Source organism: Micromonospora sp. NPDC023956, assembly GCF_040639195.1.
Taxonomy (GTDB): domain Bacteria; phylum Actinomycetota; class Actinomycetes; order Mycobacteriales; family Micromonosporaceae; genus Micromonospora.
The window spans coordinates 17,099-39,443 of the sequence record NZ_JBEZZN010000011.1 but is presented as its reverse complement, the minus strand read 5'-3'; the positions used below and the strand labels follow the sequence as shown (position 1 = coordinate 39,443).

At 75.0% G+C, this 22,345-nt stretch carries 7 protein-coding genes; 3 read left to right on the top strand and 4 right to left on the bottom strand.

Features of this window, described 5'->3' with window-relative positions:
• Positions 1–114 precede the first annotated feature (114 nt).
• Complete coding sequence (locus AB0F58_RS20995; RefSeq protein WP_357145289.1) at positions 115–1,407, bottom strand: extracellular solute-binding protein; 1,293 nt, start codon at positions 1,405–1,407, stop codon at positions 115–117.
• 251 nt (positions 1,408–1,658) lie between these two features.
• Between AB0F58_RS20995 and AB0F58_RS20990 the strand changes: the two genes are divergently transcribed.
• The 3 genes from AB0F58_RS20990 to AB0F58_RS20980 all read left to right on the top strand — a co-directional run bounded on the left by AB0F58_RS20990 (position 1,659) and on the right by AB0F58_RS20980 (position 5,423).
• Positions 1,659–3,284, top strand: coding sequence for a glycoside hydrolase family 43 protein (locus tag AB0F58_RS20990; protein WP_357145286.1), 1,626 nt, complete (start codon positions 1,659–1,661; stop codon positions 3,282–3,284).
• A gap of 68 nt (positions 3,285–3,352) precedes the next feature.
• Complete coding sequence (locus AB0F58_RS20985) at positions 3,353–4,054, top strand: polysaccharide deacetylase family protein (RefSeq protein ID WP_357145283.1); 702 nt, start codon at positions 3,353–3,355, stop codon at positions 4,052–4,054.
• Between the two features lie 52 nt (positions 4,055–4,106).
• Positions 4,107–5,423 (top strand): family 43 glycosylhydrolase, encoded by a 1,317-nt coding sequence (locus AB0F58_RS20980; protein ID WP_357145280.1) that lies wholly within the window; start codon positions 4,107–4,109, stop codon positions 5,421–5,423.
• A gap of 166 nt (positions 5,424–5,589) precedes the next feature.
• On the opposite strand, the gene AB0F58_RS20975 is transcribed toward AB0F58_RS20980, so the two are convergent.
• Genes AB0F58_RS20975 through AB0F58_RS20965 form a run of 3 tightly spaced genes read right to left on the bottom strand, consistent with a single transcriptional unit; the run spans position 5,590 to position 22,192 of the window.
• Positions 5,590–7,272 carry a condensation domain-containing protein gene (locus tag AB0F58_RS20975; protein ID WP_357145277.1) on the bottom strand — a complete coding sequence of 561 codons (1,683 nt, stop codon included), beginning with the start codon at positions 7,270–7,272 and terminating at the stop codon, positions 5,590–5,592.
• The gene (locus tag AB0F58_RS20970; protein ID WP_357145274.1) at positions 7,269–20,855 is read right to left on the bottom strand and encodes a MupA/Atu3671 family FMN-dependent luciferase-like monooxygenase; all 13,587 of its coding nucleotides are present in this window, start codon (positions 20,853–20,855) and stop codon (positions 7,269–7,271) included. Before AB0F58_RS20970 ends, AB0F58_RS20975 begins: the two co-directional genes overlap by 4 nt.
• A complete protein-coding gene (locus AB0F58_RS20965) occupies positions 20,852–22,192 on the bottom strand; it encodes an MFS transporter (RefSeq protein WP_357145271.1) in 1,341 nt (446 codons plus the stop codon). The genes AB0F58_RS20970 and AB0F58_RS20965 overlap by 4 nt, the downstream gene beginning before the upstream one ends.
• Positions 22,193–22,345 lie beyond the last annotated feature (153 nt).

Sequence of the window (22,345 nt, the reverse complement as noted above, 5' to 3'; positions counted from 1 at the left end):
TCGGCGGTCTGGCCACCGCACCGTCCCGCACACCCGACGTCGTCGGCGGCCTGGTCATGCCTGCTCCACTCGGTTGTTGTCGCGGACGGGTACGGGTCGGTGGTGGGCCATGGCCTACTGGCTCTTCGCCACCGCGGTGATGTCCTTGACGATCTGCTCGGCGCGCTTGTCACCGGCGACCAGCGCGGCGACGCTGTCGTTGACCTGCTGGCCGACGGCCGGCGGGTACGCCTGGTCCAGGTAGAGCTGGAAGCCGGTCGCGCTGGCCAGCGTCTGTGCCACCGCCTTGTTGTTCACGTCGGTGATCGCCGAGGTGGCGTCGGTGACCGTCGGCAGCACCGCGCCGGTCGCGGCGGACCTGCGCTGGCTGTCCGCGCTGAGCAGCGTCTTGAGGAAGTCGACGGTGGCAGCGGGGGCGTCCTTGCCGACGGCGAAACCGTTGCCGCCCCCGAACACCTCCGTGGCCGAGCCCTTGCCACCGTCGACGGCCGGGAACGGGAAGAAGCCGAGCTTGTCGCCGATGCCCTTCTTGCTGGTGGAGGAGGACGCCTGCACCGACGGCGCCCACTGGCCCATCAGCTCCAGGGCCGCGCCGCCGTTGCCCATCGTGGCGGCCTGCCCGTCCGGGGAGCCGTACTCGGCGCCGAGGAACCCCTTCTGGAAGGGCTGGAGGTCGACCAGCTCCTTGAACCGCTGGCCGGCGGCGACGAAGTCGGGGGTGTCGAAGTTCTTGTCCTTGGCGGCCTGCTGCAACGCGCCGAGACCACCGATCCGCATCGCCAGGTAGGCCCAGTAGAAGTGGGCCGGCCACTTGTCCTTGCCGGCCAGGGCCACCGGGACGACGCCGGTCGCCTTGATCTTGGTCACCGCGTCGAGGAGCTGGGCCCAGGTGGTGGGCGCGGCGGTGATCCCGGCCCTGGCGAAGTGGTCCTTGTTGTACCAGAAACCGACCATCCCGAGGTCGAACGGAACGCCGTAGATCCGGCCGTCGATGGTGTACGGCTCCAACGCGAGGGGCAGCAGGGTGCCGATCCAGGGCTTCACGTCGTCGGTGAGGTCCTTGACCAGGCCCGCGTCGACCTGCTGCCGGAGCACGCCGCCGCCCCAGGACTGGAAGAGGTCGGGCGGGGAGCCGGCCTGGGTGGCGGTGGTCAGCTTGGCCTTGAACGCCTCGTTCTCCAGGGGCTGGATCTTGACGGTGACGTCGGTGTGCGCGGTCTGGTACTCCTTCGCCATCGCCGCCCAGACCGGCAGCATCGGCTCGGTGTTCTGGATGTGCCACCAGTTGATCGTCTGCGGGCCGTCCGGGTCGCCGGAGTCCCCGCCGCCGCAGGCGCTGAGCAGGTAGGCGCCGGCGCCGGCGCCGGCGAGGCCGAACAGCGTTCTGCGGGAGAGGTGCGCTGCCATGGTCCATCCCTTCGGGGACTCACGAGGTGCTCGGATATCGATCTGACCGCCGAGAAGCGACTGTGGGTTTTCCGGAACTTTCGGCGCGCCACCGGTATTACCGAGTGTTTGCGGGGACGCTACGACGTGGTTGCACACCGGGTCAAGGGGTCTGTCCTATCACGATCGGACCCGCTACCGTGGTCGATAGTTCCAGAGCTTCCGGTGAGAGGTTCCGGAAGTTTGTCGAAAGCCGCACCAGAGGAGTCGAGATGTCGACCGAGACCGCTGACGTGGCGACCGCCGCCCGGTCGATCCGCAATCCCGTCCTGACGGGATTCCACCCGGACCCCTCGATCGTGCGGGTGGGCGCCGACTACTACCTGGCCACCTCGACCTTCGAGTGGTATCCGGGGGTGCGGCTGCACCACTCCCGCGACCTGGTGCACTGGCGGGCACTGGGCGGGGTCATCACCGAGCGCCGCCTGCTCGACCTGCGCGGTTGCGGAGACTCCAACGGCGTGTGGGCGCCGGACCTGTCCCACCATGACGGTGAGTTCCTGCTGGTGTACAGCGACGTGGCCAGCTTCGCCAGCGGCTACTGGGACCCGCAGAACTACCTGGTCACCGCACCCGACATCGACGGCCCCTGGTCGGATCCGGTGAAGCTGCACGGACGGGGTTTCGACGCCTCGCTGTTCCACGACGACGACGGCGACACCTGGTTGCTGAGCATGAGCGCCGACTGGCGGCCCGGCCGGGACCGCTTCGCCGGCATCGAGATCCAGCGCTACGACCGGAGGCGACGCCGGCTGGTCGGCCGCCCTCGGACGATCTTCACCGGTACCCCGGTCGGGCTCACCGAGGGCCCGCGCCTCTACCGCCACGACGGCTGGTACTGGCTGGTCACCGCGGAAGGGGGCACCAGCTGGGAGCACCAGGTCACCGTCGCGCGTTCGCGGGAGCTGTTCGGACCGTACGAGGTGGACCCGGCGGGGCCGACGCTGACCTCGGTCGGCCGACCGGACCTGCGGTTGCAGAAGGCCGGCCACGGCAGCCTGGTCCGCACCCCGGACGGCGACTGGTACCTGGCGCACCTGGTCGGGCGACCGTACACGCCGCGGGGCAACTGCGTGCTGGGCCGGGAGACCGCGATCCAGCGGGTCGAGTGGGCGCCGGGGGGCTGGCCGCGCGTTCCCGGGGGCGTACCGGCCGACGAGGTCACCGCGCCGGATCTGCCCCCGCACCCGTGGCCGGCGGAGCCGGCCACCGACCACTTCGACGACGACCGGCTCGGCCCGTGCTGGTCGACGCTCCGCCGGCCGGCCGGCCCGGACTGGATCGACCTGCGGTCCCGCCCGTCGCACCTGCGGATCCACGGGGGACAGTCCCCCGTGGGCCGGCAGACGCCCAGCCTGGTCGCGCGTCGAGTCGGAGCGACCCACTGTTCGCTGGAGACCGTGGTGGAGTTCGACCCGCGCGACCATCGGCACCTGGCCGGGATCACCGCGTACTACAACACCCTCAACTGGCACCACCTCTACCTCACCCGGGCCGACGACGGGCAGGTGGTGCTGGAACTGCTCAGCGCGGACAGCGGACGGCGGACGGCGTATCCGGACCTCACGGTCGAGGTCGGCGACGTCGGTCGGGTCGGGCTACGGGCGGTGTTCGACGGTCCGGTCGTCCGGTTCGGGTACGACCTCGGTGCCGGCTGGCGGGAGCTTCCGGTCAAGCTCGACGCGACCATCCTCTCCGACGAGCACGCCGCGCTGGTCATCGACGGGGAACCCGCGGCGTGGGGCTTCACCGGAGCGTTCCTCGGTCTGTGGGTGCAGGACCTGGGCAACGACGGCGTGCACGCCGACTTCGACCACGCCACCTACCTCGAACACTGACCACGACGGACGGGCCGCCTCGTCGGGCGGGATCCCCGGCGGCGGCCCCGGTACGGACAGGACAGCCGATGAGATCCTCCGCCGTGACCGGCCGGGCGCCCCGCCCGGCCGGCGTGACCGCCCCGGTCCGCCCGGTCAGCGCCGACGTCGTCGACACCGCCCGGGGCGGTGGCCGCACGCTCAGCCTCACCTTCGACGACGGCCCGAACCCCACCGACACCCCGCGGCTGCTGGGCGTCCTGCGCCGGCACCGGATCGCCGCCGTGTTCTGCCTCTGGGGCGAGCACGTCGACGACCACCCCGACGTGGTCCGGCGGATCGTCGCCGACGGGCACGCCCTGTGCAACCACGGCATGCGCCACGACGACATGGGCTCCTGGCCGCCCGCGCGGATCGCCGCGGACCTCCGGGAGACCAACGACGCCATCCGGCGGGCCGTCCCGGGTGCCCGGATCCGGTACTTCCGCGCCCCCTACGGCGCCTGGGGACAGACGCCGGCCGTGGCCGCGTCCCTGGGCATGCGACCGCTCGGCTGGCGGCTGGCCGTCGGCGACTGGGAACCGCCCGGCACCGACGAACTCGTCCGGCGACTGCTCGACGGGGTCACGCCCGGTGCCGTGGTGCTGATGCACGACGGCGGCGGCGACCGGCGCCAGACCGTCGACGCGGTCGACCGGGTCGTGCCCGTACTGCGGGCGTGGCGCTGGCGGTTCACGCTGCCCGCACGGGACCGCCCCCAACCGGCACGGCGGACCCACACCCCGAGGTAGCGGACGAGCCGAACCTCTATCTTTACATCGATGTACGTGGTTCCATTTCGTCATGCGCCGACTTCTCGCCTGCCTGGTCGCCGCCCTCGCGGCCAGCCCTCTCGTCCTCAGTGCAACGCCGGCCGCCGCCGCAACCGCGGCACCGGCGCTGGTCATCGGAAGCGACTTCCCCGATCCCGACATCCTGAAGGTCGGCGACACCTACCACGCCTACTCGACCAACAACGGCCACGGCAACGTCCCGGTGGCCACGGCGACCTCGCTGACCGGCCCCTGGACGCGGCGGCCCGACGTCCTGCCCACCCTCGGTGCCTGGGCCAGCGGCGGACGCACCTGGGCTCCCGAGGTGACCCGCCGCGCCGACGGCCGGTACGTGCTCTACTACACCGCGCTCAGCCGCAGCGTGGGCCGGCAGTGCATCGGCGCGGCCACGGCCACCTCGCCGCTGGGCCCGTTCGCCCCGGTCGGCACCGGGCCGCTGATCTGCAACGGCGGTGAGGGCGGCGACATCGACGCGTCCAGCTTCGTCGACAGCACCGGCCTGCGGTACCTGCTCTACAAGGACGACGGCAACGCGATCGGTCAGCCCACCAGTCTCTGGCTCCAGCAGGTCGCCGCCGACGGGGTGACGTTGCAGGGTTCCCGGGTGGAGCTGCTGCGCAGCGGTCGCCCGGAGGAGGCCGGGGTCATCGAGGCACCCGTGCTGACCAAGGTCGGCAGCCAGTACGTGCTGTTCTACTCGCTCGGCGGGTACGGCGGCGACGCCTACCAGACCAGCTACGCGACCTCGACGTCGCTGACCGGCCCGTACACCAAGGCGTACCGTTCCCTGCTCACCACGGCCTCGCTGGACAACGCCGTCCGGGGTCCGGGCGGCGCGGACGTCGTCCGGGAGGCCGGCGGCGACCGGATCGTCTTCCACGGCTGGATCAACAACAACACCGCCCGGGGCATGTACGTGGCCGACCTCGGCTGGTCCGGCGGGTACCCCGTCGTCCGGGGCAGCCGGGTGCGCTACGAGACCGAGCGGGGCCAGCTCCACAACTGCGGGGTGCGGAACACCACGACGGCCTCCCAGGGTCAGGCGGTGGCGTACATCGACCACGCCGACAGCTGGGTGGAGGTCACCGTCTTCGCTCCGCGGGCGGGCGGCTACACCGCGCACATCGCCTACGCCGCCGGCTACGGCGACGCCCAGCACACGTTGACCGTCAACGGCGGGGCGGCGCAGGCCGTCACCTACCCGAACACGGGTTGGGAGACCTGGCGGCAGGTCCGTGCCGACGTCACACTCAACGCCGGCTACAACACGCTCCGGCTGACCCACCGCAGCCGCTGGGCGGAACTGGACTTCGTCGAGATCTCCTAGCCTCCGGCCCACGCGCCGCACGGCACCCCGCCCCGGTCTGGCCTTCGGCCGGCCGGGGCGGCGGCCCGCCCGGACGGGCCGCCGCATCCGCTCCCGGGTCACCCGCACCCCGCTCGTCCGTGGCCCGGCGCCCAATGCGCTCAGGACGGAGCGGACCGCCCGCCGGTCACGCCACCCCGGCGGCCCCGTCCCGGGGCAACGGGGCGTCCGGTGCGGCCAGCAACCCGGACAGCAGCCGCTGGTACCGACCGAGCCAACCGGCGACCGTGTCGACGTCGAACAGGTTCGTCGCGTACTCGATGAGCAGCGCCATCCCACCCTCCGGCAGCGGGCGGAGCTGCCAGGTCAGGTCGCCCCGGGAGCCGGCCAGCACGACGTCCCGGGCCGGCGCCGGGGCCAGACCGGTCAGGTGCAGCACCGGATCGGCCATGTCGAGCAGGTCGAAGTAGACCCGGCAGGGAAAGTTCGTGAACGCCTCGCCGAGCGCCGCGATCTGCACCGACGAGGGCACCGACTGGCGCGCCAGGGCCTGCCAGGTCACCCGGGCGGTCCGCTGCACCAGCTCGTCGAAGGAGGCCACCCCGGCGACCGGGACGAGCAGCAGGGCCGCCTGGGCGAAGACCCCCACCACCCGGTCGTACCGGGGGTCGGTGCGGTTGGCCACCGAGGCGACCAGGTTCACGGTCGGCGCGCCGGTCAGGTCGTGCAGCAACCAGGTGAAGGCCGCCGCGAGCACCGCGTACGGGGTGGCGCCACGGCTCACGGCGTAGGACGTCACCGCCGCCACCAGGTCGGGCGGGAAGGTGTGGTGGAGCACCCCGCCCGGATCGGTGGTGAGGGGGACGCGCGGCCGGTCGGTGGGCAGCCGCAGCGGGACGGTCCCGGCGGGAAGCCCGTCGACCCACTCCCGGAGCATCTGCCGGGTCTCCGGTCGGGACAGGTACTCGGCCTCCCACCGGCAGAAGTCGACGAACTCCCCGGGCAGTGGCGGCAGCTCGGCGGGGCGGCCGGTGACCGCCGCCCGGTAGAACTCCGCCAGGTCGTCCAGGAGCGGCTGAACCGACCAGCCGTCGACGAACCCGTGGTGGATGGCGATGGTCAGCTCGTGCCGGTGGTCGTCCGGCCCGGCCGGGCCGTCCGGCTGGAACAGCGCCGCCCGGAACGCCGGCTCCCGCTCCAGGTCGAACGGGATCGAGGCCCACTCGTCGACCGCGCGGTCGAGGTCGTCCGCCGGGACCGTCCGCACCGGCAGCGGCACCGGCCGGGGCGCGAGCACCTGCTGCCACACCCCGTCCTCCCCTACCGCCAGCCGGGTCCGCAGGGCCGACTGCCGGACGGTCAGGTCGGTCAGCGCCCGGCGTAGCGCCGTCCGGTCGAGCGGGCCGTCCAGCGTCAGCCGGAAGGCCACGGTCAGCACCTGCGGGAAGGTGGTCTCCCGGGTGATCTGGTACTGCCGGGCCTGGCCGATGCTGGTCGGTCCGGTCGCCAGCACCCGCCAGTCCCCGCCGCCGTCCCCGTCCCCAGCGGTCACGGTGGCGGTGGGGGCGGGCGCGGCGGGCACGGTGGGGGCGGGCGCGGCGGGCACGGTGGGGGCGGGCGCGGCGGGCACGGTGGGGGCGGGCGCGGCGGGGGCGGGCGTCGCGCCGGGCGTCGCCGTCGGGCCGCCGGCTCGGCCGAGTCGGTCCAGCAGCGCCGGCTTGAGTCGACGCATGGTCGCGAGCAGCTCCGGGTCGAGCGCGTCGGCGGGCGCGTCGTAGTCGAGCTGACCTGCGCGTACGGTCAGCCGCACGTCCCGGCGGCGCAACTCGCCCAGCAGGTCGTCCAGCTCGGCCGACTCGGGTGCGGTCACAGCGTCCCCCTGACCCGGGTCGGCGCTCCGGCGGCGTCGGCCGGCTCCGGTCCCGTTCCGCGCAGCTGTCGCGCCATCGCCCGTACCGTGGGTTCCCGCAGGAAGTCCAGCACCCCGACGGTGCCGCCGGTTTCCGCGCGGACCCGGTTGAGCAGCCGCATCGCGGTCAGCGAGGTGCCGCCCAGCGCGAAGAAGGTGGTCTCCACCCCGACCGCGGGCAGCCCCAGTTCGGCACACCAGAGATCGTGCAGCCGGTGTTCCAGGTCGTCGGCGGGCGGAGTGCCGGTGCCGGCCCACCGGGGGGTGGTCCGGTCCGGCTCCGGCAGGGCCGCCCTGTCGATCTTGCCGCTCTCCGTGGCGGGCAGCTCGGACAGGATCGTCCACGCGGTCGGCACGAGGTACTCCGGCAGCCGGCTGGCGAGTTGGCGGGCCAGCTCCGCCGGGTCCACCCCGGGACGGTCGGGGACCACGTACCCGGCCAGGTAGTACCCGCCCTCGGGGTCGGTCCAGCCGCGCACCGCCGCGTCCCGCACCCCGTCGAGGCGGCGCAGGTGGTGCTCGGGCTCGCCCGGCTCCACCCGGAAGCCGCGGATCTGCACCTGGGCGTCGACGCGGTGCAGGAACTCCAGCTGCCCGTCGGATCGCCACCGGAGCACGTCACCGGTGCGGAAGAGCGGACCGTACTCGGGGTGGTGGAGGAAACGGGCGGCCGTCTCCTCCGGCAGGTCCAGGTAGCCCCGGCCCAGCTGCCGACCGCCGAGGTAGGCCTCCCCCGGCACGCCGACCGGGGTCGGCCGGCCCTCGTCGTCGAGCACCCGGACGACGGTGCCCGGCACCGGACGACCGATCGGCGGCGGCTCGGCGGCGACAGCGGTGGCGTCGAGGTGCACCCAGGTGGAGACGACGGTCGCCTCGGTGGGGCCGTACACGTTGGTGAGCCTGAACGGCAGGTCCGGCGTGGGTCCCCGGCGGAGCCGGTCCCCGCCGACGACGAGGTGCCGCAGCGCCGGCCGGGGCCCCGCGGACCAGTCCAGGTCGAGCAGCAGCTCCCCGACCGGGGTGGGCAGGAAGGCCACCGTGACGCCGGTGGCGACCAGCCAGTCGCGCAGCCGGACGGGGTCGAGTCGGGCCTCGTCGGGAACCACGTGCAGGGTGGCGCCCGCGCGCAGCGCCGGCCAGACCTCGATGCACGAGGCGTCGAAGCCGGGACTACAGAACCAGCTCAGCCGGTCCTCGGCGGTGATGCCGAGGTCGCGGGTGTACCAGGCGACGGTGTTGCTGATCGCCCGGTGCGGGATCACGCAGCCCTTGGGCCGGCCGGTGGAGCCGGAGGTGAACAGCACGTACGCCGGATCGTCCAGTCCGACCACCGGGTCGCCGTCACCGTGCTCACCACCGTCGGTCCGGGCGGCCCGGCCGGTGCCGTCGGGGTCGGCGTGATCGGCGTAGGTCAGCCGGTCCAGGTGCAGGGTGGCCGCCGCGCCGGGCAGCGGTGGCAGGGCCGAGCGGGACACCACCGCCCGCAGCCCGCCCTGGTCGACGACGTCGGCCAGCCGGGCGGTGGGCTGCTCGGGTGCCAGCGGCACGTAGGCCGCACCGGCGCGCAGCGCACCGAGCATCGCGGCGACCGCGTCGGCGCCGCGCGGCAGGTGGATCCCGACGAGGTCGCCCGGACCGACGCCCGCCGCACGCAACGCCTCGGTCACCACCTCCGCCCGGCGGCACAGTTGCGGGCCGGTCAGCCGCCCGTCCGGGCCGACCACGGTGGCCCGGTCGGGGTGCAGCAGGGCGGGCAGCGGCGCGTCGGCACCGGCTGCCGGCGGCCCGCCGTCCTGCCACGCCGGATCCGGCGGGGTCGCCCCGGGCGGGGCGACCGTCCCCGGGTGGGCCCGACCGTTCGAGGCGGCCGGGTCGGCGTCCGCCCGGTGCGCCCGACCGTTCGAGGCGGCGGCGTCGCTGCCGGGACGGACCAGTACGGCGACCGGTTCGTCCGGGCGCTGCGTGCCGGCCCGCAGCACCGCCACCAGCCGGTCCAGGACGCGCCGCGCGGTCCCGGGGTCGAACAGGTCGGTGGCGTAGTTGAGCTGGCAGCGCAGCGTGTCCCCGAGGTCGGTGACGAAGAGGGTGAGGTCGAACGGCGCCCGGCGGACGGCCGCGTCCAGCAGGGTGGCCCGGACGTCGGGCAGGTCGAACGCGAAGGCCGGCTGGTTGTCGTACTCGATGACCACGTCGAACAGCGGATGCCGGCCGACCTCGGGTTCGGTGCCCAGGGCCCGCGCGACCCGGCCCACCGGCACGTCGCGGTGATCGTGCGCGTCGAGCAGCGCGGTGCGGGCCGCCCGGACGACGTCGGCGAAACTCGCGTCGGGGGCCACCGACAGCCGCAGCGGCAGCGTGGTGACGAACAGCCCGACGGCCTCCTGCGCGGCGGCGGGGCGGTGCGCGACCGGGGTGCCGAGCAGCACGTCCGGCTGGCGACCGTCGTCGGCGAGGACCGCCGCGAACCCGGCCAGCAGCACCATGAAGGGGGTGGCCCGGTGCCGTCGGGCGGCGTCGCGCACCGCACGGGTGAGGTGCGCGTCGAGCTCGACCCCGGCGACCGCCCCCGCCCCGCTGGGAATCTCCGGACGCGGCCGGTCGGTCGGCAGGCCGAGCCCCGGCCGCGATCCGAGACGGTCCCGCCAGTAGGTCAGCTGGGCGTCGACCACCTCCGGCGCCGGCTGGTCGGTCGGGATCGGCCAGGGTGGCGGTGCCGGCAGCTCGGCCGGCCGGCCGAGCTGCGCCGCCCGGTAGCCGGCGGCCACCTCCCGGGCGAGCACCTGGGCCGAGAGGGTGTCGATCACGAGATGGTGCATGCGGAGCACGAGCAGGTGCAGCCGCTCGTGCACCCGGACCAGCCGGGGCGCGAACAGCGGGCCGGTGTCCAGGTCGAACCGGTGCCGGGTCTCCTCCTCGGCGATCTCGTCGGCGAGGGTGGCGACGTCCCGCCCGGCCGCGTCGTGTACCGGCAGCTCGACCGGGGCCGGTGGCCGCGCCACCTGCCACGGCTCGCCGTCGACCTCCCGGATGGTGGATCGCAGCGCCGGGTGCCGCCGTACGACGAGCGTCAGGGCGTCGCGCAGGGCGGTCACGTCGAGCGGCCCGTCCAGCCGGACGACCTGCGACTCGGTGTAGGTGGGTCGGCCGGGCAGCACCCGCTCGGCGAACCAGATCTCGCGTTGCGCCTCGGTCAGCGGGCTGGCGTCCTCCACCGGAACCCCGCCCCCGTCGGACGCCGCCGATCGGCCGGGCGTCGCCGGCCCGTCGGCCGGTCCAGGGGCCGGTTGCGCCGGCTGGTTGAGGAGCCTGTGCAGCCGGTCGATCCCGGGCAGGCCGGCCAGCATCCGGCTCGACGAGAGACCGAAGTCGACGAAGCAGCCGATCTCGTCCACGCCCAGCGCGGTGAGGTTCTCCACCAGGGGCCGGGCCTCCTCCGGGCTGCCGATCAACGCCCGGTCCGAGGTGTACCGGTCGTAGGCACGGCGGAGCAGGTAGTCGACGTCCTCCGGGGTGGTCGAGTCCAGGTCGATGGTGACCCCGAGACTGTTGGTCACCTGGCCGAAGAGGGCCAGCGACGACCGCAGGTAGTCGCAGAACGGGCCGAACGCCTCCTCGCGCGCCCGGTCGCCGTCCTCGCCGAGGTAGGTGTGCAGCAGCAGGACGATCCGACCGGCGTCCGGGTCCAGCCCGTGCTCGGCCCGGGTCTGCCGGTACAGGGTGATGTTGCGGGCCAGTTGCGTGACGTCCTGGGACATCAGGTTGGTGATCACGCCGAGCCCGGCCGCCGCCGCCCGGCGGTAGCTGTCCGGGTTGCCGACGACGGCGGTGAACAGCGGCGGCATCGACTGGACGGGGGGCGGGAAGAGCCGTACCTCGACGGGTTCGCCGTTGCCGGCGGTCCGGCTGACCGCCTCCCCGCGCCAGAGCCGGCGGATCTGGTCGAGGGACTCGTACATCGCCTCCCGGTGCCGGCCGTACGTCTGCGGGGCGAGGACGAAGTCACGGGCGTGCCAGCCGCTGGCGCAGCCGATGCCCACCCGGCCGCGCGAGAGGTTGTCCACCACCGACCACTCCTCGGCGACCCGGATCGGATCGTGCAGCGGCAGCACGGCGCAGCCGGCGTGGATGCGGACCCGGTCGGTGCGCGCGGCGACGGCGGCGGCCAGCACGGACGGGTTGGGGAAGATGCCGCCGAACGAGTCGAAGTGCCGTTCGGGCAGCCACACCGCGTACAGGCCGTGGGTGTCGGCGAAGGCCGCCGCGTCGAGCACCGCGTCGTAGCGGTCCTGGACGCTCTGCTGCGGGTAGTCGCCGAAGAAGTACAGGCTGACGTCGACCCGTCCCGCGGTGGCGGGCACCACCGCCGGCGTCCGTTCGCCGCCCGGAGGCGGCACGACCACCGGGGACGGCACGCTGACGGGCTCTCGACGCTCGGCGGCAACCGGCCCGGGGACGGACGGCGTGCCCGCAGCGGCGGCCGGACCGGGCAGGAACCCACCGGCCCGCAGGGCGAGCAGGCTGTCCCGGACGGCGTCGACGATCCGGTCGACGTCGGCGTCGGTGTGCGCGTCGGAGAGGAAGAAGTTGCGCCACTCCCAGACGTGCACCCCGGCCAGCACCAGGTGGTGGAAGAGCAGGTCGAGGTTGACGTCGGAGGCGAAGCGGAACAGCGACCCGAAGCGGTGCACCCGCAGCGGGAAGTCCTGCTCGGCGCAGAACGCGTTCACCGCCGTGGCGAGCCGCTCGGTGCGCCGGTTCAGCCCGTCCTGGAGCGCCGGTCCCCGGTCGCGCAGCTCGGTCAGCACCGCCCGCGCCGCCACCATGGAGAGCGGGTGCTGGATGTACGTGCCGCCGAAGAAGGTGGTGTCCTGCGGCGGGTAGCTGTCGTCGCCGTAGCGCCAGAAACCGCCGTCGACCCAGTCCATGATGTCCGCGCGACCGGCCACCGCGCCGACCGGGTACCCGCCGCCGATCACCTTGCCGTACGTGGCGAGGTCGGCGCGGACACCGAAGACGCCCTGCGCTCCCTGCGGGTGCGGGCGGAACCCGGTGAGCATCTCGTCGAAGAGCAGGACCATGCCGTGCCGGTCACAGGCGGCCCGCAGGGCGTGGAGGAACTCCGCCGGCTGCCGGTCCGGGTGCCGGCTCTGCACCGGTTCGACCACCACGGCGGCGATCCGGCCGGCGGACCGCTCGATCACGTCCAGGCTCTGCGGGTCGTCGTAGGGCAGCACCATGACGTCGGTGACCGCCGAGTCCGGGATGCCGGCGGAGACCGGCACGGTGCGCCAGGTGTCACCGTCGCGCACCCCGCTCCCGAGCACCGGGTCGATGTGACCGTGGTACGACCCGGTGAACATGACGATCAGCGGACGGCCGGTGTACGCGCGGGCCAGCCGGAAGGCCGCCGAGTTGGCCTCGGTGCCGGTGGTGGCGAAGGCTGCCCGGTCCATGCCGGTCAGGTCACAGAGCAGTTCGGCCGCCTCACCGGTCTCCGCGCCCCGGGGCCCGAGCCGCAGCCCGTCGCCGAGGTGTTCGGCGATCGCCCGGGTGAGGAAGTCCGGCTCGTGGCCGAAGAGCAGCGACCCGAAGCCCATGGTGATGTCGACGTAGGTGTTGCCGTCGACGTCCTCCAGGTAGGCGCCCCGGGCCCGTCGGGCGGCCAGCGGGTAGAGCAGTTCCTTGGTGGCACGGCGGAAGCCGACCACGGCCCGGCTGTCGGCCAGCCGCCGGCGGTGCCGTTGGGCGAGTTCCTTGGAGGTCGGGGTCCGCGCGGTGTAGCGGCGGACCAGGTCGGCGAAGTGCTCCTGCTGGCGGGGGTCGAGGCGGCCACCGCCCAGTCCGGTGCCGACCCGGGTGGGTCGGGGGCCGACCTGGGCCGGAACGGTCGCCGGATCGGTCCTCGCCGACGCGGCTGCCGGAAGCGTGGCCGACGGTGCACCGGAGGCTGCCGGTGCGACGGCTCCCGCCGGCGGTGCGGCACTCGCGGCCGGTGGTGGGGCGGCGGCCGGCGGCAGGGCGGTGACGACCGGCGGTGGGGCGACGACCGGCGGCGCAGGGGTGACGGTGGTCGCGGAGGGCGGGACGGCCGCCAGGGCGGAGAGCTGGCGGGCCATCAGGTCGGTGAACTGCCCCATCAGCGCGAGTTGCCCCCGGAGCAGCTCACCGGCGACGGAGTCGTCGGCCACCGGGGCACCCACCGGAAGCGGGAGCGGCTGGGCCGGCGCACCGGCCACCGTCGACGTCGGACCGGCGGTTGGTTCCCCGGTGGGCCCGGCCGGCACGGCGGCGAGAGCGGACGGGACGGTCGCCAGCGGCGCGGCACCACCGAGGGCCGGAACGGCGGCTGGGACGTCCGGCGTGGCCGGCTGGGCGCCCGCCGTCGCCGGAGATACGTCCGTTGTGGCCGACTGTGCGTCCGCTGTGGCCGGTCGGACGTCCATCGTGGCCGGTGCAGCGGCCGGTGTGGTGGGCGCGGCGTCGACCGGGGCGGGCGCGCCCAGCGCGGCGAGGCGCTCCGGTGCGGCCCGCTCGACGATCGCCGCCGTCAGCCGGCTCGGACTGTCGAGTTCCTCGAACAGTTCCCGCATCGGGACCCGGATCCCGAAGGTCGTCTCCAGTTCCCGCAAGAGGTTGATCATCAACAACGAGTCGGCGCCGAGATCGAAGAAGGGCGTCTCCTCGGGCACCCGGTCGACGTCGGTGCCGAGCTGGTGGGCGGTCAGTTCCCGCACCCGGCGCAGGACGAGCGGCGTGGCGGTGGGTGCCGGAGTGGCGGCCGGGGACATGACAGGACCTCCTGCGACCGGGGGGTCGGACGGGACGGGGGGCACCGGACGGGGCACGGTCGCCCAGTGCCGGGTCCGCTGGAACGGGTACGTGGGCAGGGGTACGCGGCGGCCGGTCGGCGTCAGCGCCGCCCAGTCGACCTCGACGCCCCGGCAGAACACCTCGGCCAGGGCGGCCAGCACCTCGGCGGCCCGGTCGGCGCGTCCCCGTTGCACGGGAATCCACCGGGTCTGCGGCCACTGCCGGCCGAGCATGGTGAGCAGCGCCTCCGGGCCCAGCTCCAGGAAGGTGGTGCAGCCGTCGGCGACCAGCCCGGCGACCCCGGCACCGAAGTCCGACCGTTCCCGGGTCTGGCGACGGACGTGCGTGGCGTCCGGCCGCGTTCCGGGCGCCAGGCGTACGCCACCGATTCCGGTGACCAGCGGAATCCGCAACGGTCGCCAGTCGAGGGTGGCGGCGTGGGCGGTGAGGTCGTCGAGGATCGGGTCCAGCAGCGCGGAGTGGAACGCCCGGTCGGTCGGCAGCGGCCGGTGCCGGAGGCCGGCGGCGTCGAACTGCCGCCCGAGGTGGCGTACCGCCGACGGGGGTCCGGCCACCACGTGCCGGCGCGGCCCGTTGGACACGGTCAGCTCGACCTCGGGTGCCCGGCGCAGCAGCGGCTCCAGTTCGGCCTCGTCGGCCAGGACGGCGAGCGCCGCGCCCGGGGGCGTACCGCGCTGCATCAGCTCGCCACGGACCGCGGCCAGGTGCAGGCCGTCCTCCACGGAGAGCGCACCGGCCAGGCAGAGCGCGGCGTACTCCCCCGCGCTCTGTCCGATGACGACGTCCGGGCGGACGCCGACCGACTCCAGCAGTCGGGCCTGCGCGACCTGGAGGGCGAACAGGGCCGGCTGCACGGTGGCGGTGCTCCACTCGTGCGCCGCGCCGCGCAGCGCTGCCAGCAGGTCGATGCCCCAGTCCTGCCGGTACCGGGCGGCGCAGGTCTCCAGCACCTCCCGGGCCGGCTCGTACGCCAGCAGGCCGACCGCCGCCGCGCGCAGGTTGACGCCCTGCCCGGTGCAGGCGAGGACGACCGGCCCGGGGCCCGCGTCGGCGACCGCGCCGGTGACCGAACCGGCCGGGTCGCCCGCCTCGTCCGGTCGGCCCCGGAGCACCGCCGCCGCCTCGGTGGGCCCGGCGGCCCAGGCCACCAGCCGGTGTCGTCGCCGCTGCCGGCCCGCGCCGAGGGTGACCAGCAGGTCCTCGGGGCGCGGCGGGTCGGTGGCGAGCCGGTCGGCCATCCGCTCGGCCAGCGCGGCCAACGCGGCGGGCGTCTGCGCGGTCAGCGGCACGACCGTGGGCGTGCCCGGGGTGGTCGACGACGCGGGGGCGGCCGGGGGTTCCTCCACGACCACGTGGGCGTTGGTGCCGCCGACGCCGAGGGACGAGACCCCGGCCCGGCGGGGACCGGTCACCGGCCACGGCTGGACCGACGTGGGCAGGTCGAACGGCCCGTCGGCCAGGCGGAGTTCCGGGTTGGGCCGGCGCAGGTTGGCCACCGGCGGGATCCGGCCGTGCCGGACCGCCAGCGCGGCCTTGATCAGCCCGGCCATCCCGGCGGCGGTGTCGAGGTGGCCGATGTTGGCCTTCACCGCGCCCAGCGGCAGCGGGGCGGGACGGTCGGCGAAGACCGTCCGCAGGGCGGCCATCTCGATCGGGTCGCCGACCCGGGTGCCGGTGCCGTGGGTCTCCAGGTAGCCGATCGACGCGGCGGGCACGCCCGCCACCGCCAGGGCGTCCCGGATCACGCCGGCATGGCCGTCGGCGGTGGGCGCGGTGTAGCCGCTCTTGGCGGCCCCGTCGTTGTTGACCGCCGAGCCGAGGATCACCGCGTGCACGGTGTCGCCGTCGGCGAGCGCGTCGTCGAGGCGTTTCAGCAGCACGGCCGCGACTCCGTTGCCGCCGACCGTGCCGTCGGCGTCGGCGTCGAAGGCCCGGCAGACGCCGGTGCGGGAGAGGATCGAGCCCTCCGCGTGCCGGTAGCCGGCCACCCGGGGCACGTGCAGCGCGGCGGCGCCGGCCAGCGCCAGGTCGGACTCCCCGGCCAGCAGCGACCGTACGGCCAGGTGCACCGCGACCAGCGAGGTGGAGCAGGCGGTCTGCACGCTCAACGCCGGTCCGGTCAGCCCCAGCCGGTACGCCACCCGGGTGGCCAGGAAGTCGGGCTGGTTGCCGATGGTCACCTGCAACGCGGTGAGGTGGTCGACCGGATCGGTACCGGCGAGCTGTTCCAGCAGGTAGGAGCGGAGCGAGTACAGGTGCATGCCGGAGCCGGCGAAGACCCCGACCCGTCGGCGGGTGCCGGCGTACCCGGCGTCCTCCAGCGCCTCCTGGCAGACCTCGAGGAAGAGCCGCTGCTGCGGATCGGTCAGCGTCGCCTCGCGCGGGGCGATGCCGAACGCCTCGGCGTCGAAGCTCTCGATGTCCTCGAGCGCGCCGCTGACCGGGACGAACGCCTCGTCGTCGACGAGCGTGGCGGGCCAGCCTGCGGCGAGCAGGTCGGCGCGGTCGAACCGGCGCACGTCGACCTGCCCGGCGAGCAGGTTGCGCCAGTACCGCGCGGCGGTGTCGGCGCCGGGCAGCCGCAACGCCATGCCGACGATCGCGATCCGCCCGTCGCCCGCCGCCCGGGTGCCGGCGGTGCCGGCGGTCCGGTCCGCCGGTCCGGCCAGCAGGTCCACCAGGTACGCCACCAGCGCGGCCGGTGTGCCGTGGGTGAACAGGGCGGTCTGCGGGAACCGCGCGTCCAGGGCCTGTTGCAGCAGGGTGTGCAGGCGGAGCAGGTGCACCGAGCCGAGACCGGCGTCGTGGAACGCGGTGCGGTCCTCGATCCCGGCGGGCAGGGCCCCGCGCAGCACCTCCCGGACGGTGCGCGCCACGGTCAGCGGATCCCGCAGCGGCGCGCCGGACGCGGTGGGTGGCCGGGGCACGGACCCGGACGGCGACGTCGGGGCGACGGTCGGTGCCGGCGGTACGGCGCGGACGACCGGGGCGGGCGGCGGCTCGTCCGGTACCGGTGACGCCCCCTGCCGTGCCGCCGGCGGGTCCGGGGACTCGTCCGGTGCCGCCGGCGGGTCCGGGGACTCGTCCGGTGCCGCCAGCGCGGCGGTGCCGAAGGCGTCCACCGGGTCCGGCCCGGCTCCGCCGACCGCCTCGAGCGGCCGGACCGGCCGCACCAGGTGCCGGACGCGCGCCGCGTCCGGGTCGACGCCGGCGAGGAGGTGCCCCGGGGGCAGGCGCAGCGCCGCCCGGGTCAGCGCGAGCCCCTCGGTGGCGGTGAGGGTACGCAGGTGGCGGCGGGTGGCCTCCTCGACGCCGTTGCGGTCGGCACTCATCCCGACGCCGCGCCACATCCCCCAGCTCACGCACTGCACGGGTCGGTCGGCGCCCAGGTGTGCGCAGAGCGCCTCCAGGAAGGCGTTGCCGGCCGCGTAGCCACCGGTGCCGACCACCGGCACCAGGGCAAGCAGGGACGAGAACGCCACCAGTCGGCTGCCCGGACGGCGCGACAGCAGCCGGGCCACCTGCACCGAGCCGTCCACCTTGGCCGCCGTCGCGGCCCGCCACCGTCGGGGATCGGTCTCGGTCAGCGGGGCCTGCCGGTAGTCGCCGGCGACGTGCAGGACCCCGTCCAGCGACGCCTGCCACTGCTGCTCGGCCGCGTCCACCGCGGCCCGGAGGGCGGCGCCGTCGGTGACGTCGGCGGCGGCGTACCGCACCCGTCCGGTGCCGCCGTCCAGCTCCGCCAGGGCGGCGGGGACCTGCGTGGCCGGCGTCCGACCGACCACGAGCAGGTGCAGGTCGAGGTCGACGGCGAGCCGGCCCAGCACGGCGCGGGACACGCCGCCGAGGCCGCCGGTGACCAGCCAGCGGGTGCCCGACGGGACCACCGGCCCCGCGCCGGTGGTGGCGTCGGGGGCACCGACCCGGTGCAGGGTGCGCACGAGCGCCCCGTCCCGCCAGGCCACCACGTTCTCCCGGTGTCGCCAGCCGGTCGCCGCCGCGAGGACGGTGGCGTCGGTGGCCGCGTCCGGGCCGGGCAGGTCGAGGTGCCAGGTGCGGACGTCGGGGTGCTCGACGCCGAAGGTCTCGCCGAGGCTGGCGGTGAGCGCGGCCGGGTAGCAGCCGGCTTCGTCGCCCCGGACCCGGTACAGGCCCCGGCTGACGGTCAGCAGGGTGCCGGTCCAGCCGACCTCGGCCAGCGTCCGGAGCAGGCGCAGGGCGTGGGTACCGCACGTCTCGACGGCCGCGTCGACGGCCGCCACGTCGTCCGGGTCGGGGGTCGGCAGGTAGCTGGGGGCGAAGACGACGAGCGCGGGCGTGCGGCCCGGTGCGGCGAGCGCGTCGCGCAGGGTGGGTCCGTCGACCGCCGGGTCCGCGCCGTCCCCGGCCACCGTGGGGTCGTCGACGAGCACGACGTCGGGTAGGGCGGCGCGCAGCGCGGTGGCGAGGCCGAGCCGGTCGGTGACCACGAGCACCGGCCCGGGTGGTGGGTCGCCGCTCATGGTCCGGGGTTCCCACCCGGGGCGGTAGAGACAGTCGGTGATGGTGTCCGGGCCCGCCTCCAGCAGGTCGGCGCGGCGTTCGGCGGCGGCGTACCCGCCGTCGAGCAGGCGGGCCCGCATGCCGCTGCGCTGGATCTTGCCACTGGTGGTCTTGTCGAACCGGTCCCGCTCCACCGGCACCAGGCGGACCGTGGCGACCTGGAGCCGGTCGGCGAGGCGGCGACGGATCCGGCTCAGCAGCGCGGCGTCCGGGTCGTGTTCGGCGACGAAGAGCACCACGATCTGCTCGGCGCCCTCCGCGTCCGGCGCGCCGACCGCGGCGACGAAGCTCGCCGCGACGCCGTCGACGTCGCCCACCACGTCCTCGATGTCGTGGCAGAAGTAGTGGACCCCGTTGACGATGATGACCTCTTTGCCGCGCCCGGTGATGGTGAGCCGGCCGTCGGTGAGCATTGCGAGGTCGCCGGTGTCGAACCAGTCGCCGTCGGGGAAGGCGGCCCGGTTGGCCTCGTCGTTGCCGAGGTAGCCCGGAGTGACCCGCACGGACCGCACCTGGAGCCGGCCGATGTGCCGGTCCGGCAGGGCGGTGGCGCCGTCCGGGGCGGTGATCCGGAACCGCGCGCCGGGGGCCGCCGGGCCCATGCTGAGGAAGTCGGTGACGCCGGGGCCCGGGGCGTCGCGCAGGGTCACCCGGGTGCCGTCGGCGGCGAGTTCCACGTGCTGCACCGCCGTGGCGTCGGCCGGCTGGTAGCTGATCGCCGTGCAGGTCTCGGCCATCCCCCAGGCCAGCAGCAGGGTCGCGGGCTCGATGCCGAAGCCGCGCACGTCCGCCAGGAACTGCCGCACCACCGGCACGGTGCACTGTTCCCCGGCGTTGACCAGGCTCCGGACGTGCCGCAGGTCCCACCGGCGGTCCGGCCGCTTCCGTACCGCCTCCGAGACGAGCTTGTAGCCGAAGTTCGGGGACCAGCTGTGCTGGATCCGGTGGCGCTCCAGCAGGTCGAGCCAGAGCAGCGGGTCGGCGAGCACCAGGGCGGTGGCGACGTGGGTGGTGCCGCAGCCGAGCACGACCGGGCCGATGTGCATCATGACGATCCCGGCCACGTGGTCCAGCGGCAGCCAGTTGAGCACCTCGTCCCCGGCCCGCATCCGGCCGACCTGCCGGGCGCCCCGGGCGTAGTCGACGATGCCCCGGTGGGTCATCGGGATCACCTTCGACCGGCTGGTGCTGCCGGACGAGAGCTGGAGCATCGCCACGTCCTGCGGATCCGGCCGGTGCAGGTCGGTGGCGGGCGGGTGGTCGCGGCAGTCGGCGACGTCGAGCACCCGCATCCCGTCCAGGCCGTGCCGGTCGGCGTACCCGGTCAGCGCGGCCACGGTGCCGTCGCCGGAGAGCACCGGGGGGCGGTCCAGGCCGCGCCAGGCGTGTTCCAGCTTGTCCAGGGTGGCGTTGGGGTCGGTGTAGCCGGGGGCCTGGGCGACCGCTACGGGGTGCAGGCCGCCGATCAGGCAGGCCCAGAGCGCGACGCAGTGGTCGAGCAGGGACGGCAGGTGCAGGATCACCGGGTCCCCGGCGGTCAGGCCGGCGGCGCGCAGGCCGGTCAGCGTCCGCCGGGCGGCGGCGAGCAGGTCGGGGTACGGCAGCAGTCGGGTGCCGTCCTCCTCCACGACCCGCAGACCCCGGGTGGGCCACCGTTCGGCGACGCGCAGCAGGGCCTCGGGCAGCGTCTCCGGGTCGTCCGGGTGGACGATCGTCGCGGGTCCCGCCGCGACGGCCGCCGGGCCGTCCGGCAGCGGGGTGTCCGGGGTGGTGGTCTGGGGCGCGGCGGGCGTCGCGGTCCAGCGGGCCGGAAGGTCGATCAGGTCGGCCAGGTGCCGGCGGTCCTCCGGCGGCGCGGGCGCCGGTCGGACCGGGGCCCCGACGCTGCCGGCGACGGGCAGCACCGCGAGCGCGGCCCGGTCGGGGGTGCCGTCGGCGGCGCGGGGGATACCGGAGACCACGGCCACGGTCACCGGCGGCCCGGACGACGCGCGCCGGGCCAGTGTGACCGCCTCGGCGGTCCGCCGCGCCCGGATCGGTGGCACCGTGGCGGCCGGCACCACGTAGGCGATCCGGTGGGTGCCTCCATCCCGGGCGGTGCGGTCGAGCACGGCGGCGTCGACGATCTCGGCGCGGCCGGTGAGCGCCCGGATCAGGTCGTCCACGGTCATCGTCCACTCTCCTCGACCGGGGTCCTCGCGGCGACCGCGCCCGCCGGTTCGCTGGCCGGGGGCACGGTGCCGCCGTTCGTGGTGGCGGGGCGGGATCGGCGGTGCCGCACGCCGGCCAGTGCGACGACGACGGCCAGTACGACCACCGTGCCGTGCATGGCCGCCGCCACCGGCAGCGGTCGCCACAGTTCGAGCAGACCGGCCGCGAGCAGCATGCCCACGCCCAGCCCGCCGTTCTCGGCCATCGCGGTCGCCCCGAAGAAGTGGCCGCGCTGCGGATCGGGTTCGGCCTGGAGCCGGGTGGTGTAGCTGATCTCGGTGAAGCCGTCGGCGGCCCCGGCGACCAGCGCCACCGCGAAGACCCAGTAGCCGGGCAGGTCCATGAAGGCCACCACGAAGGCCGCCGACATCACGCAGGTGCCGACGACGAAGGCCAGTTCGCTGCGGCGCGGGTCGTCCAACCCCGGTCCCCGCTGGTTCAGCCGCTTCACCAGCTGGTGAGCGGTGAGCAGACCCACCGCCCAGACGGCGAAGAAGTTGCCCACGAAGGCGGCCGGGTCCTCCGGGCGTGTCTGGGTGGCGTAGATCGGCAGGCCGACGTTGTGGGAGGCGGACCCGAGCGCGTCGGCGGCGCGGACCACCACGATGACCAGGACGGCCGGTGCGGCCAGCAGCGCGGCGAGCGCCAGCCGGCGTCGCCGCCGGGCGTCCGGGCGGTCGGGGGCCGGGACCGGTTCGGTCGGCCGGTTGCGGTGGTCCGGGAACGGCAACGGCAGGGCGGCCAGCAGAAGGCCGGAGAAGAGGAACGTCCCCGCGTCCACCAGGAACGCCGCCCGGTAGCCGAGCCAGCCGACCAGCAGGCCGCCGGCGGCGAAGCCGAGGGTCATCGCGACGGCCCGGCCGGTGACCAGCAAGCCGTTGGCGGTCACCCGGTCCGCTCCGGACACCAGGTCGGGGACGCTGCTGCGCAGCAGCACCGAGGAGGTGGTGCCGAGCAGCCCGCCGGCCACGGCGACGGCCGGGAGCAGGCCGAGGCGGATCGAGTCGGGGGCGACCGCCAGGGCGACGAGCGCGGCGGCCTGGGTCAGGTCACAGGCGACCATCACCGGGCGACGCGGCAGCCGGGCCGCGATGGTGCCCCCGGCCAGTCCGGCGAGGAAGCCGGCGGCCAGCCGCAGGGCCATGAAGGCGCCGGTCTGGAGGGCGCTGCCGGTCGCCTGGTAGACGAAGAGGTTGAGCGCCACCATGTTCAGGTAGCTGCCGAACGCCGAGACCGAGGTGCCGACGACGAGCAGCCGGAACAGCACCAGTTGTCGGGGGACGCGGGTCTCCGGCATCAGGCACACCGTCCGACGGATGCCGGTCGGCGCGCCGCTGCGCTGCGGCGGAGAGATGCCACGTGTTCCACCCCGTCTCGACGTTGGACACGGCCACTGACGACCGTCGATCATGCGGATCCGCAACAGTCTGCCGAAAAGGACCAGGCGTGG

Bases quoted from the DNA above. Each gene is read 5' to 3' on its own strand.
- AB0F58_RS20995 (WP_357145289.1), bottom strand. From the start codon at position 1,407: ATGGCAGCGCACCTCTCCCGCAGAACGCTGTTCGGCCTCGCCGGCGCC.
- AB0F58_RS20990 (WP_357145286.1), top strand. From the start codon at position 1,659: ATGTCGACCGAGACCGCTGACGTGGCGACCGCCGCCCGGTCGATCCGC.
- AB0F58_RS20985 (WP_357145283.1), top strand. From the start codon at position 3,353: ATGAGATCCTCCGCCGTGACCGGCCGGGCGCCCCGCCCGGCCGGCGTG.
- AB0F58_RS20980 (WP_357145280.1), top strand. From the start codon at position 4,107: ATGCGCCGACTTCTCGCCTGCCTGGTCGCCGCCCTCGCGGCCAGCCCT.
- AB0F58_RS20970 (WP_357145274.1), bottom strand. From the start codon at position 20,855: ATGACCGTGGACGACCTGATCCGGGCGCTCACCGGCCGCGCCGAGATC.
- AB0F58_RS20965 (WP_357145271.1), bottom strand. From the start codon at position 22,192: ATGCCGGAGACCCGCGTCCCCCGACAACTGGTGCTGTTCCGGCTGCTC.